Origin of the sequence: Bradyrhizobium campsiandrae (assembly GCF_014529705.1) — a bacterium.
In the GTDB taxonomy this organism is placed as follows: Bacteria; Pseudomonadota; Alphaproteobacteria; order Rhizobiales; family Xanthobacteraceae; genus Bradyrhizobium; species Bradyrhizobium campsiandrae.
The window spans coordinates 1-15,393 of sequence record NZ_JAANIH010000088.1 but is presented as its reverse complement, the minus strand read 5'-3'; the positions used below and the strand labels follow the sequence as shown (position 1 = coordinate 15,393).

11 protein-coding genes and 1 pseudogene are annotated in these 15,393 nt (G+C 65.8%); 7 read left to right on the top strand and 5 right to left on the bottom strand.

The genetic code is table 11. The features are described from left to right. Positions 1 to 19 precede the first annotated feature (19 nt). Together modB and modC are read left to right on the top strand one after the other, a co-directional pair. The gene (gene modB / locus G8O24_RS38450; protein ID WP_188107728.1) at positions 20 to 715 is read left to right on the top strand and encodes a molybdate ABC transporter permease subunit; all 696 of its coding nucleotides are present in this window, start codon (positions 20 to 22) and stop codon (positions 713 to 715) included. A gap of 2 nt (positions 716 to 717) precedes the next feature. After that, positions 718 to 1,380 (top strand): molybdenum ABC transporter ATP-binding protein, encoded by a 663-nt coding sequence (gene modC, locus G8O24_RS38445; protein WP_188107715.1) that lies wholly within the window; start codon positions 718 to 720, stop codon positions 1,378 to 1,380. Positions 1,381 to 1,508: 128 nt separating this feature from the next. On the opposite strand, the gene G8O24_RS38440 is transcribed toward modC, so the two are convergent. Next, on the bottom strand, positions 1,509 to 3,302 hold the full coding sequence (locus tag G8O24_RS38440; protein ID WP_188107714.1) for a potassium/proton antiporter: 1,794 nt from the start codon (positions 3,300 to 3,302) through the stop codon (positions 1,509 to 1,511). A 213-nt stretch (positions 3,303 to 3,515) separates the two neighbouring features. Here G8O24_RS38440 and G8O24_RS38435 point away from each other — a divergent pair, with 213 nt between their 5' ends. The 4 genes from G8O24_RS38435 to G8O24_RS38420 all read left to right on the top strand — a co-directional run bounded on the left by G8O24_RS38435 (position 3,516) and on the right by G8O24_RS38420 (position 7,387). Beyond that, positions 3,516 to 4,832 (top strand): mechanosensitive ion channel family protein, encoded by a 1,317-nt coding sequence (locus G8O24_RS38435; protein ID WP_188107713.1) that lies wholly within the window; start codon positions 3,516 to 3,518, stop codon positions 4,830 to 4,832. A gap of 117 nt (positions 4,833 to 4,949) precedes the next feature. After that, a complete protein-coding gene (gene map, locus G8O24_RS38430; protein WP_188107712.1) occupies positions 4,950 to 5,768 on the top strand; it encodes a type I methionyl aminopeptidase in 819 nt (272 codons plus the stop codon). Positions 5,769 to 5,856: 88 nt separating this feature from the next. Beyond that, positions 5,857 to 6,570 carry a RadC family protein gene (radC, locus tag G8O24_RS38425; protein ID WP_188107711.1) on the top strand — a complete coding sequence of 238 codons (714 nt, stop codon included), beginning with the start codon at positions 5,857 to 5,859 and terminating at the stop codon, positions 6,568 to 6,570. Positions 6,571 to 6,598: 28 nt separating this feature from the next. Further along, a complete protein-coding gene (locus tag G8O24_RS38420) occupies positions 6,599 to 7,387 on the top strand; it encodes a bestrophin-like domain (RefSeq protein ID WP_188107710.1) in 789 nt (262 codons plus the stop codon). A gap of 9 nt (positions 7,388 to 7,396) precedes the next feature. On the opposite strand, the gene G8O24_RS38415 is transcribed toward G8O24_RS38420, so the two are convergent. The 3 genes and pseudogenes from G8O24_RS38415 to G8O24_RS38405 all read right to left on the bottom strand — a co-directional run bounded on the left by G8O24_RS38415 (position 7,397) and on the right by G8O24_RS38405 (position 12,384). Further along, a complete protein-coding gene (locus tag G8O24_RS38415; protein WP_188107709.1) occupies positions 7,397 to 10,882 on the bottom strand; it encodes a CHAT domain-containing protein in 3,486 nt (1,161 codons plus the stop codon). A gap of 527 nt (positions 10,883 to 11,409) precedes the next feature. After that, a complete protein-coding gene (locus G8O24_RS38410) occupies positions 11,410 to 11,715 on the bottom strand; it encodes a YMGG-like glycine zipper-containing protein (protein WP_188107708.1) in 306 nt (101 codons plus the stop codon). Between the two features lie 294 nt (positions 11,716 to 12,009). Continuing rightward, positions 12,010 to 12,384, bottom strand: a pseudogene (locus G8O24_RS38405) (hypothetical protein). 282 nt (positions 12,385 to 12,666) lie between these two features. Between G8O24_RS38405 and G8O24_RS38400 the strand changes: the two are divergent. Further along, positions 12,667 to 14,064 carry a peptidoglycan-binding protein gene (locus G8O24_RS38400; protein ID WP_188107707.1) on the top strand — a complete coding sequence of 466 codons (1,398 nt, stop codon included), beginning with the start codon at positions 12,667 to 12,669 and terminating at the stop codon, positions 14,062 to 14,064. On the opposite strand, the gene G8O24_RS38395 is transcribed toward G8O24_RS38400, so the two are convergent. Continuing rightward, positions 14,061 to 15,341: an RNA polymerase sigma factor gene (locus G8O24_RS38395; RefSeq protein WP_188107706.1), complete on the bottom strand. Its 1,281-nt coding sequence runs from the start codon at positions 15,339 to 15,341 to the stop codon at positions 14,061 to 14,063. The genes G8O24_RS38400 and G8O24_RS38395 overlap by 4 nt on opposite strands. Positions 15,342 to 15,393: the final 52 nt, after the last annotated feature.

Genomic DNA, 15,393 nt, shown 5'->3' with positions numbered 1-15,393 from the left:
ACCTAATCTTCATCTCTTGATGCTCGACATCTCTCCTGCCGAATGGACGGCGATCCTGCTCTCGCTCAGGGTCGCCATCATCGCGACGCTGGTGGCAACGCCGTTCGGCATTGCGCTGGCCTGGCTGCTCGCCCGCCGCGATTTCTGGGGCAAGTCGGTGCTGGACGCCGTCGTGCATCTGCCGCTGGTGCTGCCGCCGGTCGTGACCGGCTATCTGCTGCTGCTCACCTTCGGCCGCCGCGGCCTCGTCGGCGGCTTCCTTGCCGATCATCTCGGCATCGTCTTCGCCTTCCGCTGGACCGGAGCTGCACTCGCCTGCGGCGTGATGTCGTTTCCGCTGCTGGTGCGCCCGATGCGGCTGTCGATCGAGGCGATCGACCGCCGGCTCGAGCAGGCCGCCGAGACGCTCGGCGCCGCACCGTTCAAAGTGTTCTTCACCGTGACGCTGCCCTTGGCGCTCCCAGGCGTGCTCGCCGGCATGGTGCTCGGCTTTGCCAAGGCGATCGGCGAGTTCGGCGCCACCATCACTTTCGTCTCCAACATTCCCGGCGAGACCCAGACGATTTCGTCGGCGATCTATTCGCTGATTCAGACGCCTGACGGTGACGCGGCCGCGGGCCGGCTCGTGATCGTCTCGATCGTGCTCGCACTCGGCGCGCTGATCGCGGCCGAATGGTTCGCCCACCGCGCCACGCAGCGCCTGCACGGGAATTGACCATGCTGCGCGTCGACGTCGAAAAGCAGCTTGGCGAGTTTTCGCTGCACGCAACTTTCAGCAGCGAGGGCCGCGTCACCGGCCTGTTCGGTGCGTCCGGCGCCGGCAAGAGCTCGCTGATCAACATGATCGCGGGTCTGTTGCGGCCCGACCGCGGCACCATCGTCATCGACGGCGAGACGGTCGACGACACCGCATCAGGCATTCACGTGCCGACCTGGCGCCGCCGCATCGGCTATGTCTTTCAGGACGCGCGGCTGTTCCCGCATCTCAACGTCGCGCAGAATCTCGACTATGGCAGGCGGATGAACCGCCTCGCGCCCGATGCGGCCCAGCGCGCGCGCGTCGTCGAGTTGCTCGACATCGGCGCCCTGCTCGATCGCCGCCCCGGAAAGCTGTCGGGCGGCGAACGCCAGCGCGTCGCGCTCGGCCGCGCGCTGCTGTCGAAGCCGCGCCTGCTGCTGCTCGACGAACCGCTCGGTGCGCTCGACGAGGCCCGCAAGCTCGAGATCCTGCCCTACCTCGTGCGGCTGCGCGACGAAGCCAACGTTCCGATGGTCTATGTCAGCCACGACGCCGCCGAGCTGCGCCAGCTCGCCACGCAGATCGTGATGCTGAGGCAGGGCCGCGTGACGTCGTTCGGCGGCGTGAAGGTGCTGACGTAGCAAGTTCGTGGTCGTCCTTGCGACGGCTCTCGTAGGGTGGGCAAAGGCGCAGTTGCGCCGTGCCCACCAACTCTCTCGATCGCGAAAAACGCGTGGGCACGCTTCGCTTTGCCCACCCTACGGAAGTGTCAGACCCCCGCCACCGACGTCCACAGCTCCGCAAGCTTCTTCCGCAGCGCCTCCCTGCGCGTCAGCGGCGCCGGTGTCTCGTCGTCTTCCGGCAGGCGGAGGCCGACGACGTTGACGCGGCCGCCGGAGATGCTGCGCGCGACGAGCACGATGGTGTCGAGCGCGAGCTCTGCGCCTTCCTTCGGCGCGCGGTCGAGATGGACGTCGAAATAATCGGCAAGCGTCAGCCTGCCTTCGTCCTCGCTCACCTTCACGCCGTAGATCTCGGCGAGCTCGGCGAGCGTGTGCTCGCCCGAGACCATGAAGTCGCCGAGCAGATGCGGATCAGGCGCCGTGCTCGGCTGCATGTCGACGAAGAAGCGGTCGAGCGCCTCGGCCTTCTCAGGCGGCGCCAGAAGATAGATGTAGTCGCCGGGCGTGACCGGCTCGGCTTCCAGGGGCGTCAGGATGTGCTCGTTGCGGATCACCAGCGTCGGCTTGGACCAGGACGGAATCAGCCCGCGGCGGAAATACAGGCTCTTCGGCCGCACCGGGTAGCCGACCAGCTGCTGCTCGAGCTGACCGGGCAGATCCAGCTCGACACGACGGGGCCCACGCTCGGCGCGCGGCAGCGCCACGTGCAGCTTTCGCGCGGCCGGCGCCAGCGTCCAGCCCTGCAGCAGCAGCGAGATGATCACCACGACGAAGGCGACGTCGAAATAGAGATAGGCTTTCGAGAGACCCACCAGCATCGGGATCGACGCCAGGAAGATCGCGACCGCGCCGCGCAGGCCGGTCCAGGCAATGAAGATCTTTTCGCGCCAGTTGAAGCGGAATGGCGCCAGGCACACGAACACCGCGATCGGCCGCGCCACCAGCATCAGCACCAGCGAGACCGCAATCGCGGGCAGCACGCTGGAGCCGAGCCGGCTCGGCGACACCAACAGGCCGAGCAGCACGAACATCACGATCTGCGCCAGCCAGGTCGCGGCATCCAGGAACGCCACCACCGAATTATGCGCGCGCGTCGGCCGGTTGCCGATGATGATGCCGGCGAGATAGACGGCGAGGAAGCCGGAGGCGTGCATGATCTGCGAGCCGCCGAAGATGACCAGCGCGGCCGTGGTCACGAACGGCGCGTGCAGGCCCTGCGGCAGCGCCACCTTGTTGAGCCCGATGACGACGAGACGTCCGCCGATCACGCCGACGACGGCGCCTAGCGCCGCCTCCTGCACGAACTCCATCACCACATGGCCCGGGGTGCTCGAGCCCAGCGAGATGTATTCGACCAGCATCAAGGTGAGGAAGATCGCGAAGGGATCGTTGGTGCCGGATTCGGCCTCCAAGGTCGCGCCGACACGCGGGCGCAGGCGCAGGCCCTGGGTGTGCACCAGCAGGAACACGGCGGCCGCGTCGGTCGAGGCGACCACCGCGCCGACCAGCAGCGATTCCGTCCAGTTCAGGTCGAGTGCGAATTTCGCGAACGGTGCCGTGATCACCGCGGTCAGCAGCACCCCGACGGTCGCGAGCAGCACGGAAGGGGCGAGCACGGTGCGGATGCTGGCAAAGCGCGTCTTCAAGCCGCCGTCGAACAGGATCAGCGCCAGCGCCACCGAGCCGACTAGATAGGTGGTGCCGACGTCGTTGAACTGGAGCTGGCCGGGACCTGCATCGCCCGCCAGCATGCCGATGGCGAGGAAGACCAGCAGCAACGGCGCACCGAAGCGCAAGGCGAGCAGGCTCGACAGGATACCGGCCATCACCAGGACGGCGCCGAGCAGAATGGCGATGCTGAAAGAGTCGAGGGAAGCCATCCACCTTCCGGGTACAAATCGCTGGAATTGCATCCTTATCGTCGCCGCCGCGGCGCGCCAACCGATTTTCGCGCCTCGCGGCAATCTGCCCGTATTTTACAGCCTTAACGCGCTTCACTTCGCGGTGTATCGATGGTCCGGCCGCTGCCTTTGTGGGATTCTGCGGCGCCTTCGAATCAAACCCTTCCGCCTGCCTCCCGACGAGACCCGCCGATGGACATGGACCTCAAAGACATCATGGAGTTCGTGCAGACCACCGCGCGCAGCGTCGGGGCGGAAATCGCCTCGCCGTGGTTCTACCTGCAATTCGGGCTCATTCTCGCGGCGGCCGGGATCGCCTATGCCGCCGAAACCGCCATTCGCAACCGCGTCGATTTGAGCTCGCTCGCCCTGCGTTGGCCGCTGCCGCTCCGTCACTCCGCCCGGGTGATGGTCGCCAGCGGCTCGACGGCGGTGTTCACGCTGCTCGTGATCATCTCCCGCGTGATCATGTATCACGCGACCTGGCCGAGCCGCAGCTATCTCTTGATGGTCGCCGCCAAGCTCGGGCTCGCCTGGCTCGCGATCCGGCTCGTGACTTCGGTGCTGCGCAACGCCTTCTTCGTCAGGCTGGTGTCGGTTGCGGCCTGGTTCGTCGCCGCGCTGTCGATCCTCGGCCAGCTCGATGCCACGGTCGATTTGCTCGATTCCTACGCCATCGTGCTCGGCGGTCTCAGGCTGACGCCGCTGCTGGTGCTCAAGGCCGGCGCATTGCTGATCTTCGCGCTCTGGCTCACCAACATCGCCAGCAATTTCGCCGAGAGCAAGATCAACTCGACCACCGACCTGACCCCGTCGGTGCAGGTGCTGCTGATCAAGATCATCCGCATCGGGCTGCTTGCCGTCGCTGTCGTCATTGCGCTCGGCGCTGTGGGCATCGACCTCTCGGCGCTCGCGGTATTCTCGGGCGCGGTCGGCGTCGGTATCGGCATCGGCCTGCAGAAGATCGTCGCCAACTTCATCTCGGGCATCATCCTGCTCGCCGACAAATCGGTGAAGCCGGGCGATCTCGTCACCATCGGCGACAATACCGGGCGCATCAGCGCGATGAAGACGCGCTATATTTCCGTGGCCGCCGGCGATGGCCGCGAATTCCTGGTGCCGAACGAGGATCTGGTGACGCAGAAGGTCGTCAACTGGACCTACACCGACAAGAACACGCTGGTGAAGATCCCCTTCGGCACCAATTACGACGCCGATCCCAAGCTGGTCTGCAAGCTCGCGATCGACACCGCCGCCACGCATCCGCGCGCCCAGAAGGCCAAGCCGCCGAACTGCATCCTGACCGAGTTCGCCGAGGCCGGCATGAAGTTCTCGCTGACCTTCTGGCTTGCGGACCCCGACGGCATGGACAACGTCAAGAGCGACGTGATGCTGGCGCTGTGGGAGGCCTTCAAGCGCGAGGGCATCCGGGTTCCCTACCCCGTCCGCGAAATCCGCGTCCGCGGCGGGGCGCTGCCGGTCGAAACCACCGTAGAAGTCCCGAATTGAGCCTGTTTTCAGGCGCATAGCGGGTAGGCTGAGCTTGCACGAAGGCCCGTAATCATTAAATTGGGGCGTGAATTCAAGCCCTTTCCGCCCGCCCGAGCCCCAGAAGACCGGACAAGCATGAGCTACGTCGAAGCCACCGATACCTCCCTGCGCAAGACCGGCCAGATCAAGTTGCATGGGCCGGCCGCCTTTGCCGGCATGCGCAAGGCGGGGGCCCTGGTGGCGAAGTGCCTCGACGAGCTCACCGACATCGTCGGCCCCGGTGTGCCGACCGATCGCATCGACGAATTCGTCCGCAACTTCGCCTTCAGCCATGGCGCCTATCCGGCGACGCTGATGTATCGCGGCTACCGCTACTCGACCTGCACCTCGCTCAACCACGTGGTCTGCCACGGCATGCCCGGCGACCGCCCGCTGAAGGAAGGCGACATCGTCAACATCGACGTCACCTTCATCGTCGACGGCTGGTATGGCGATTCCAGCCGGATGTACGCGATCGGCCCGATCGCGCGCAAGGCGGAGCGGCTGATCGAGGTGACCTATGAAGCGATGATGCGCGGCATCGCCGCGGTGAAGCCCGGCGCCACCACCGGCGACATCGGCTACGCCATCCAGAGCTTCGTCGAGCCGCAGGGCATGAGCGTGGTGCGCGATTTCTGCGGCCATGGCCTCGGGCGCATGTTCCACGACGAGCCGAACATCATCCATATCGGCCGGCCCGGCGAAGGCGTGCAGCTCAAGCCCGGCATGTTCTTCACCATCGAGCCGATGATCAATCTCGGCAAGCCGCATGTGAAGATCCTCTCCGACGGCTGGACCGCAGTGACCCGCGACCGCTCGCTGTCGGCGCAGTTCGAGCATTCGGTCGGCGTCACCGCAACGGGTGTCGAGATCTTCACGCTCTCGGAGCGGCACGGCGAGAAGCAGATCGGCTGAGGTTTGGGCCGAGGCACCGGCTTGAACCCCGTTCTTCACCGCAATTGACGGTTGCAAAAGCGGTGGTCCCCGGCAATGCTGGGGGCTGATGCCCACCAAAGCCGACCAAAACAACAGCAAGCCCGACGAGACGCCGCACTATCTCGGCCATCGCGAGCGGCTGCGCGAGCGCTTCTACAGCGCCGGCGCGGACGCGCTCAGCGATTACGAGCTGTTGGAGATGGCGCTGTTTCCGGCGCTGCCGCGGCGCGACACCAAACCGCTCGCGAAAGCGCTGATCAAGACCTTCGGCTCCTTTGCCGAGGTCGTCCACGCGCCGGTGGCGCGCCTGCGCGAGGTCGACGGCGTCGGCGAGGCCGCGATCAACCAGCTCAAGCTGATCGCGGCCGCGGCGCACCGCGTCGCCAAGGGCGAGGTCAACAGCCGCAACGCGCTATCGTCCTGGAACGAGGTGATCGCCTATTGCCGCACCAGCATGGCCTTCGCCGACAAGGAGCAGTTTCGCCTGCTCTTCCTCGACAAGCGCAACCAGCTCATCGCCGACGAGGTGCAGCAGACCGGCACCGTCGATCACACCCCGGTCTATCCGCGCGAGGTGATCAAGCGTGCGCTGGAGCTCTCGGCGACCGCCATCATCCTGGTCCACAACCATCCCTCAGGCGATCCCTCGCCGTCGCAGGCGGACATCCAGATGACCAAGGCGATCATCGACATCGCCAAGCCGCTCGGGATCGCCGTGCATGACCATATCATCGTCGGCAAGAACGGGCACGCAAGCCTGCGCGGCATGCGGCTGATCTAAAGAGCTTCCAGACACGTAACGAGATGACATGAGCGACTGGCTGCACAATCTGCCCGTGTCCGTGATGGCGCTGGTGATCTTCGGCTTCACCTATCTTCTGACTGCAGCGGTGTTCGTCGCCGTCGCCCTGGTCGCGACGAAGGAGCGCGCGGCGTCGCTGAAGGCGATCTCGCCGGGCATGCTGCCGGTGCTCGGCATCATTTTCGGCCTGTTCGTCGCCTTCACCGCGGCGCAGGTCTGGGGTGACAGCGACCGCGCCGGCGCCGCGGTGAGCCGCGAGGCCAGCGCGCTCCGCAGCGCCGTGCTGCTCGCCGCCGGCCTGCCGGCGGAGCAGGAAACGAGGCTGCGTGGGCTGGTGCGCGATTATGTCGGCAAAGCCGTCGCGGAGGAATGGCCTGACATGGCGCATCAGGAGGCCTCGCTGAAGGCGACGCCGGCGGCGCTCGCGGAAGCCCTGCAGCTCGTCGTCACCATGGCGCCGCAGGGGCGGACCCAGGAGACGACGCAGCGCGAGATCCTCGCTGCGTTGGAACAGGCGCTGGATGCACGGCGGCAGCGCATCATCGTCAGCCTCGCCTCGGTGAATGCGGTGAAGTGGTGGTGCCTCTATCTCCAGGCCCTGTGCGAGCTGCTGGTGATCGGCTTCGTCCATTGCGACAACCGGCTGGGATCGGCGATCGCGATGGGCCTGTTCGCGACCGGCGTTGCCACTTCGGTGCTGCTGATCGCGGCGCACGACCGTCCGTTCACCGGCCAGATATCGATCTCGCCGGAGCCGCTCCGGCAGATCATGCCGGATGCGCCCGGCAACCGCTGACGAGCGATCTCAGTCGAACGCAGCGAGCAACGCCTTCAGCGCGGGCAGGTGCTCGGGGATCTGCTTCTTGAGCTCGCGTTCACAAACGGCATCGAAACGCTGCGATCCAATGTCGAGCCGCATGTCCAACTCGCCGTTGTAATACAGCGGGCAGTGCTTGGCGCCTCCGGCCTTTCGCTTGTGCGTGCCGCGGTCCGCCAGGATGCCCGTCAGCCCCTGCACGATTGCGTTTGCGATCATATGATCTGCGGCAGGTCCCTGCGTCGGCTTGTCTTCATAGACGGCGCCGAAGATGATGATGTTCTCCGCGCCGCGGTTGGACCACCAGCACATGTAACCGGTGTGCGTCCGTCCGTCTTCCTGATACGTGATCGGCTTGTCGATGATGCAGAACAGGAAATCGACACCGAATTCCTGGCGCTTGTTGTTCAACCCACGCGCGGCGAGATTGGCATTGAGCTGCAGGCCTCCGTTGACGCGCTGCCAGGCTCCGAGCGGAACGGACATGTCGACAACCTCGAAGCCGAACTCGCCCTGGGCCAGATTCAAGCGCTGGACCGTACGCTCGAGTTCGGGAAAGACATGGTTGACGTCCCAAACAGCCACGCGGAACTTGTGCAGCATGGTGGCGCGTCGCGCCGTGGGGGACACCAGCGGCGTCAGCAACGCGTCCTTTGGCAGCGTACGCCGCTCGCAGATGCGCCCCTCGGGATCCCTGGCGTAGACGACCGGAACGGCCCAGTCGATCGTATCGTGGCTGGTCGAGTAGTTGACCGCGATCCGCGCTTCCCGCGCCGCGCTTCCGTAGGACGCTCCCTGCGCCAGCGACCAGTAGAAATGCTGAGAGAACTCGGTTGCGGCCTCGTCGCGGACGCTGAACTGGTTCGCAACGACGGCCGGGACGCCGTTCGCCACCAGCGCCGGCGCGATGCCGCGGTTGAAATCCGCCTTGCGTGGTCTCCTGCCTGTCGCCTCCCCGCGCCCGGTTTCGCACGCGTTGAGGAAGATGAGCTGGATTCCCCGCCTGCAGAGGATTTCGCAGATGTTTCGTGCACCGACCTCGCACACCGCCCCCTTGTCATCCTCGAAAACAAGGAAGCCCTGGCCGGTCTCGGTGTCGAAGGTGCCATGGCCAATGAAGTGCACGACGTCGTAAGGTGTCGCTGAAATCCACCGATGAAGCCGGGTCGGCGTCGTCGCGCGCAGCACGTCAACCTTGACCAGGCCGGCATCGATCAGCGGCTGGAAGCTGCGCATGATGACGGCTTCCTCCTGCTCCGTGGAGAGCTTCGCGGTCCCGATCGGCTGCGCGACGGCGACCAGAATTCGGAGCGGCCCCGACTTGGGCCGAGCAACCTCCACTGGCATCGCCGTCAGCGCATTGCGGACGAAATGCAGCTCCTGGGTGGCGAGAAACGTCTTCCGGTCCGGATCGAAGGCGAACTCCCAGGGTTTGTCGGCGACCCACGGAATCATCGACGTGAAGATCACATTGAGATGCCCATTGCGCTCCTCGCGCGACCGCGCGACGTCGTAGAGGCGACGCACCTCGCGCGGAAACAGCGTGTCGAACAGCAGCGTCCCGTATTTGATGAGCTCTTCGTCGGTCGGCGCGTCGAAGCCGAGCTTGCCGTCGACGTAATTTTTCATGCGTTCGTGCATGGCGATGATGTCGTGCCACCTCTGCCCGGCTTCACCGCCCTTGGCGGTAAAGGGCTCCACGATGCGCGCGCCGCCATAGGTCGCCAGCAACTGGTAGGGTTGCGGCTTCACCACACCATCTTCCTGCTCATCCCCGTTTGGATGAACCGGCCCGCCGTCCTGCGCCAGCGGCCGGGGATCAATCAGCGTGAGCTGGAAAGCATCGCTGAAGATCGAAAAATCCGAGGGCGTCGGAAGCGGCGCGGGCGCGACCGCAGTTGCCGAGGGCGCAGGGAGCTGAGCGGCTTGAGGCAGCGGCGGCACGGCCGGTCTTTCGGCAAAGCCGCGCCGCCCCCGGCTGTCGGGGAGCGTGGCCGAAGGGTCGATCTGCGGCAATCCGTGCGGCGTTCCAGCCAGCGCCTGAAGCAGGAAATTGGCGGTCTCGGCGCGGCCGAAGAAGTTCAGGTGATGCACCGGTGGCAGATTCGATGGAAAGTTTCCGCCCGCACCGAAGCAGCCGATCCGGTCACCGGGGATCGATCCATCGGCGCGGTCGATGAGCCATCCACCGGCACTCGGCACGACGAGATCATTCGCGCCAGCGAAGAACGCGTCGATGCCGACGTCGACCATTCGCTCGAGGATATTGCCCGATGGGGTGAAGTTCGAAACTAGCGCGCTATAGGCGGCAGCAGGTGGCGCCGGAGGTCCCTGCAGATCGGCCACCATCTCACCGCCGCTGTCCATTGCAGCAATGCCCGGCAACGCGCCGCCGGCGCGCTGCGCAATCCAGACCAGCGCGTCAGCAACGAAGCCGACGCCAAACGTCAGCGGATTTTCGGGAAACAGTTCGATCAGATTGGCAAGCCATCCGACAGTTTCCTCCCACCGCGCGGGCGTAGCCAGCGGCGTGCCGTCATTGGGCGAGGCGACAAGCGTCGCGCGGTTCAGCTTGAAGCGGCTTGCCGTGGGCCCGAGAGCACTCCTGCGCTCCACCAGATTGCGCAACACGAGGCCGCCACGCGAATAGGTGATGACATCGAATTCGGTCTCCTGATCGGGCAAGCCGGCGAGCAGGTCTGTCGCATTCTCTTCGGGAGTCTTGCTGACGCTGAAATGATCGAACGCATAAATCCGATCGCCATATGCCGCCTGCAACGGCGTGAAGAATTGCGGCGTGGCGAGCTCCTTGAATGAGGAAGTCGTGTGTGAGAACGTCCCATGCAGGAACAGCAGCGCCCGTCCGGTCTGACCGGCGGCAGGTCCACCCGGGCGCAACGTGCCCGATGCCAGCGAACTCTGGTCGAGCCTGAACCACCCCTCGGATAGACCCGCCCTTCTCCACAACGCCGTCTCGACGGTAGCAGCAAGCTTGGGCAGCAGCGCGTCAGCGATCCTGCCAGCGACTTTCAGGATGACGGCCTTGATGACCGAGCTCACGATGCCGCGCCGTTCGGCCGACAACGAAGCACTGCGGAGTGGGACTCGGAAGCGGAAGCTTGCCGGCGCGGCCGATCGTCCTCTGCGCACTTCGGCCGTTCCGATTTCGATCTCGGGCGCATGGAACGTGAGTGCGCCGGAGGCGTGTCTGATGGCCAGCAGATAGGATTCGTTCGCCGACGGGACGACGGAGATGTCGACCATCGGCACTCCGGCCGCGCGACGCGTGGCCGTCGGCGCGAGCTCCATGGTGCGATCGATCGTCACCTGCGGCGCAAGGAATTCGGCCGGGATGACCGGAGTGGCGACCGCGTCCGTCGCGGCCGCGCGCCTCCTGCCTCGACGGACAGTCGCCGCGCTCTCGGAGACCACAATCCATTCGCTGGCATTGTTCAGAGTAATCGATCGCGCCATGGGACCCGCCCTTTCGGCAAAACGAGCTCAGGGCGAACCGGCCTAGCGACAAGTGCCGGCCCGCGGGACAAAAAATCGGTCAGCTAAAAATGCTACCTTTAGTTTATCTCCGGCCGGCCGCTACGTAAAGGAGACGTGTTGTTTCGCCGCGCGAAGACCGACGCGAAGCCGGCCAGACCCGTCGAATAGCCGCCCCGGACTTTGCCGGCGAGCTGGCTAGGACGCGCCCCTGTGCAGTTCAGTATCCAATGTACGCCGAAGCGATCGTTAGCTTGGGGCCGATCGAGACGTCAGGGGCCCTTTCCCCGCAACCGGGATATCGAGAATCCCGGGCCCGGCTGCCCGCTGTTTGCAATGGGATCGCCGGCAATGATCAAGACGACCAGCCACCGGCGCATGATCGGCCACTCAAGCGAGCCTGCCGACGCGGTATAGCGGCTTGTCGAGCCGGCATTCATGCCGAGGTCAATTCGAGGACCGGCGCCTTCCTGGAGCCCTTTTCTGGAGGCGCGGGGCGCCCGCCTGGCTCAGTAGCAGTAGCGCGGATCGACCGGGACGTAGCGGCCGTCCGGGCGCTGCATGTAGCAACCGCGCTGATAGGCGTAATAGCCGGAGCGCCGGCGCTCGCCTTCGGCGGCGATCGCAGCACCCGTGCCGGCGCCGACGACGGCGCCGATTGCCGCGCCGCGGCCACCGCCCAGCGCGCCACCCAGGATCGCTCCGCCCACGCCGCCGACGATGGCGCCGCCAATGGCGTCCTGCGCCACCGCGTCGTGGAGCGGGATGGCCATCGCGACCGAGAAACACGCTGCAATTCCAAGGCGTCGGAGCATTCGAATCCTCCCCATCTGCTCAGGCCAGTCATAGCGTCCGGCGCGATCACGGGCCAGAACAATCGTTTGAGCCCGGCCCGCTTCCGACCCTTGCGCCAAAAGACCGGCCTGCCGCGACAGCCAGGGCCGGCCGCAATTCCACTTCGATCGCGGCCCCCTTGTCCAGAGCAAAAGGAGAGTATGATCGCTTCCGGCGTCTGCTTGAATTCCCTAGTCACCGCGGTACGCACGAGGCCTGCAAGGTCGCCCGGGGAGTTGGCTTCATATGGCTTCGGGAACAGCCGCTTGTCGCCGTTACGGCTCGATCCAGCGCTGGACGGATTCGGCGGTATCGGCCGGTGTCGAGTTGAAGCAGATCGCGGCCTGCGGCGCCAGGCGATGAACGAGATTGAGCACCTTCTCGAACAGCAGCAGCCGCTCCTTTGGCTCGCGCAGGCCGGCACCGATGACGACGCAGTCGAAGTGCTCGTCGCGCAGCGCCGCCGTCAGGGCGGCTTCAGCGGCCGCGTCCAGATCGATCAGGCAACTCGTGACCTCGTAGCCGAGGCCGCGCAGGCGCAGAAGCTGCGCTTCGATATAGTTGCGCACGAGCGCCGGCGTCAGCTACGGGAACGCGCTGTAATCCGCATTGCCGGGTTCGATGCCGATCGCGAGGACGCGCTTGGCCATTGCAGGATTCCCGAAACACACCGTCTCTGGTGCTAACGGATGGCCGACCGGCCGGTTCCGGAATGCACCGTCTCGCCCTTGCGCATCGGCTGCCGGAGATCGCGTTTCACTGCCCGCAATCTTTCGCGCTGCACGTGTAAGCCATTTCACACACACTCCGGCGATGGCCTGCCACATTGGGCAAACCACGCCCAGAGCCCGAGCCCGCGTATGCCGGCGCGCGGCTCACGCCTGATTTGCACAACGAAACCGATAATTTTGATCAATTCGCGGGAGCGGGAGATGGTGTCATACGAGAGCCTGAAGAGTGAGTACGAGAGGAACTGGGCCAATCTCCAGATCCGGCCCTCACGCCTTGGCGAAGCCAACGCGACAGCACGCAAGGCGATCAACGGCAAGGCAACCTACCAGCAGGTCGAACGGCTGACCGGCGTGCCCTGGTACTTCGTCGCGCTGTGCCACTATCGCGAATCCAATTTCGATTTCGACACCTATCTCGGCAACGGCGAGCCGCTGCATCGGGCGACATGCCTCGTCCCGAAAGGGCGCGGTCCGTTCGCCTCCTTCGTCGACGGCGCCGTGGACGCGCTGAGGATCCAGCAGTTCGTCGGCACGCAGGACTGGGGCATCGCGCGCACGCTCTACCGGCTCGAATGCTTCAACGGCCTCGGCTATCACGCCAAGGGCGTCAACTCGCCCTATCTCTATGGCGGCTCGACCCTCTACGGACCGACCGAGGCAAGGGGCGGCAAATTCGTCGCGGACCACGTCTTCGACCCGAACCATGTCGACACCCAGCTCGGCACTGCGGTCATCCTGCACGCGATGATGTCGCTGGATGCCTCCATCACGATCGACGACAGCCCGTCCATCGCTCCCCGTTCCGAGCCTGACGAGGACGCGGCGGCGTCGGTTCTGCTGATGCAGCAGACGCTCAACAAGCTCGGCGCCAATCCGCCGCTCGATGAAGACGGCATCAGCGGACCGAAGACCAAGGCGGCAGTCTCGGCCTTTCAGCAGCGCAACGGCCTCCCGGACACTGGCCTGCTCGACGGAACCACGATCGCCGCCATCACGCGCGCGGGAGTACAACCGGTCCAGACGCCCAACGTGGATCTGTCCCAGATCCTGACGCGCCTGGAAAGCCTCGCCCAATTGCTGCAGGGCGCCGGTGCGACACCAGGAGGCACGTCTTCGGGTGGCGCGACCTTCGGCGGCACGAATGCTGCCACCAACGATCCGATCAGTGTGCTCGAACGGCTGCTCTCTCTCGTCAACAAGACGGTGCCGATGCCCTCGCCAACCACTCCGACAACTCCGTCGCCCGTCGACCAGCTAAAGCCGGTGCTCGACCTGCTCGGTGTCCTGCTCAACAAGGACAGCAAGCCCGTGCTCGGCCAGGTCAATGGCGCGCTCGGCGAGACCATCGGCAAGATGCTCGACGGCAAGAAGACCGCGCTCGGCATCGGCGGCGCGCTCATCACCGCGCTGCTGTCAGCCGTGACCGCAAGCCCCAATGCCGGCGGCCTTGCCGGACTGTTCGGAACGATTGCATCGGCAGTCCCGGGCCTCGGCCAATTCGCCCTGCCGATCTCGCTGGCGCTCACCGCCTGGGGCGTGCTCGGCAAGCTGGAGAAATGGGCGCAAGGAACCGCACCGCCGCCCAAGGTGACGAGCTAAACCTTCCGGGCGTCGAGTGCCGCAGCGCGGCGCTGCATCAGCGCACGCTCGCGCCCGTTGCTCGCAAGATGCGCGGCGGCTTCGAAGGCCTGCCGCGCCTCCGCGAGCCGCCCGAGCTTTTGCAGGAAATCGCCGCGCACCGCCGGCAGATGATGATATGAGGCCAGCGCCGGCTCCCCGGCGATGGTGTCCAGCACGTCGAGGCCGGCTTGCGGTCCTAAGGCCATGCCGACCGCGACCGCGCGATTGAGCTCGATGACCGGCGAGCGCACCAGCTGCGCCAGTTCGCCGTAGAGCTGCGCGATGCGACGCCAGTTGGTCGCTGCGGCGGTCTCCGCCCTTGCGTGGCACGCCGCGATCGCCGCCTGGAGTGCATAAAATCCTGCCTGGCCGCCGAGCTCGGTGGCGCGTTCGAGCGAGCGCAGGCCGTCGCGGATCTGCAACCAATCCCAGAGCGTGCGATCCTGGTCCATCAGCAGAATGGGATCGCCATTCGCATCGGTGCGCGCGCGGGCCCGCGAGGCATTCAAATCCATGAGGGCGACGAGGCCGTGAACCTCGGGCTCGTCAGGGGCGAGACCTGCGAGCACGCGGCCCATACGCAGCGCCTCGTCGCACAGCTGCGGCCGCAGCCATTCATCGCCGCGCGCCGCGACATAGCCCTCGTTGAAGATGAGGTAGACGACCTCCAGCACCGAGGCAAGACGCTCCGACAAAGCCTCGCCTGATGGCGTCTCGTAGGCGAGGCCGGACCCCGACAGCGTCCGCTTGGCACGGACGATGCGCTGAGAGATGGTGGCATCAGGCACGAGATAGGCGCGCGCGATCTCTGACGTCGTCAAGCCGCAGATCATGCGCAGCGCCAGCGCCGCGCGGGCCTCGCGCGACAGGATCGGATGACAGGCGGTGAAGATCAACCGCAACAGTTCATCGCCGATGTCATCGTCGAGCGCGGCCTCGAAATCCGGCACGGCCTCCTGCTCCTGCAACATGTCCCGCGCCAGCATGTCGTGCTTGTCCGCGAGCATCCTGCCACGGCGCAAATGATCCAGCGCGCGGCGCCTCGCCGTCGTCATCAGCCAGGCGCCGGGATTGTCGGGCACGCCGATGCCGGGCCACGCTTCGAGCGCGGCGACCAGCGCATCCTGGGTCAGCTCTTCCGCAAGCGGCACGTCGCGCAGCATCCGTGACAGCGTCGCGATCAGCCGCGGCTGCGCGACGCGCCAAGTCGCATGAATCGCGGCACGGACGGTCTCGTCGATGTCGGCGGCCGTCATCGCCGCCGACGATGGGATGCGAAAGCGTTCATCAGGCGTGGGCGGCTACGCC

What these genes read in the sequence shown, in the direction of transcription:
- map (WP_188107712.1), top strand. Translation starts at nt 4,950, where the DNA reads ATGAGCTACGTCGAAGCCACCGATACCTCCCTGCGCAAGACCGGCCAG.
- G8O24_RS38440 (WP_188107714.1), bottom strand. Translation starts at nt 3,302, where the DNA reads ATGGCTTCCCTCGACTCTTTCAGCATCGCCATTCTGCTCGGCGCCGTC.
- G8O24_RS38395 (WP_188107706.1), bottom strand. Translation starts at nt 15,341, where the DNA reads ATGACGGCCGCCGACATCGACGAGACCGTCCGTGCCGCGATTCATGCG.
- G8O24_RS38410 (WP_188107708.1), bottom strand. Translation starts at nt 11,715, where the DNA reads ATGCTCCGACGCCTTGGAATTGCAGCGTGTTTCTCGGTCGCGATGGCC.
- G8O24_RS38400 (WP_188107707.1), top strand. Translation starts at nt 12,667, where the DNA reads ATGGTGTCATACGAGAGCCTGAAGAGTGAGTACGAGAGGAACTGGGCC.
- G8O24_RS38435 (WP_188107713.1), top strand. Translation starts at nt 3,516, where the DNA reads ATGGACATGGACCTCAAAGACATCATGGAGTTCGTGCAGACCACCGCG.
- G8O24_RS38415 (WP_188107709.1), bottom strand. Translation starts at nt 10,882, where the DNA reads ATGGCGCGATCGATTACTCTGAACAATGCCAGCGAATGGATTGTGGTC.
- radC (WP_188107711.1), top strand. Translation starts at nt 5,857, where the DNA reads ATGCCCACCAAAGCCGACCAAAACAACAGCAAGCCCGACGAGACGCCG.
- modC (WP_188107715.1), top strand. Translation starts at nt 718, where the DNA reads ATGCTGCGCGTCGACGTCGAAAAGCAGCTTGGCGAGTTTTCGCTGCAC.
- G8O24_RS38420 (WP_188107710.1), top strand. Translation starts at nt 6,599, where the DNA reads ATGAGCGACTGGCTGCACAATCTGCCCGTGTCCGTGATGGCGCTGGTG.
- modB (WP_188107728.1), top strand. Translation starts at nt 20, where the DNA reads ATGCTCGACATCTCTCCTGCCGAATGGACGGCGATCCTGCTCTCGCTC.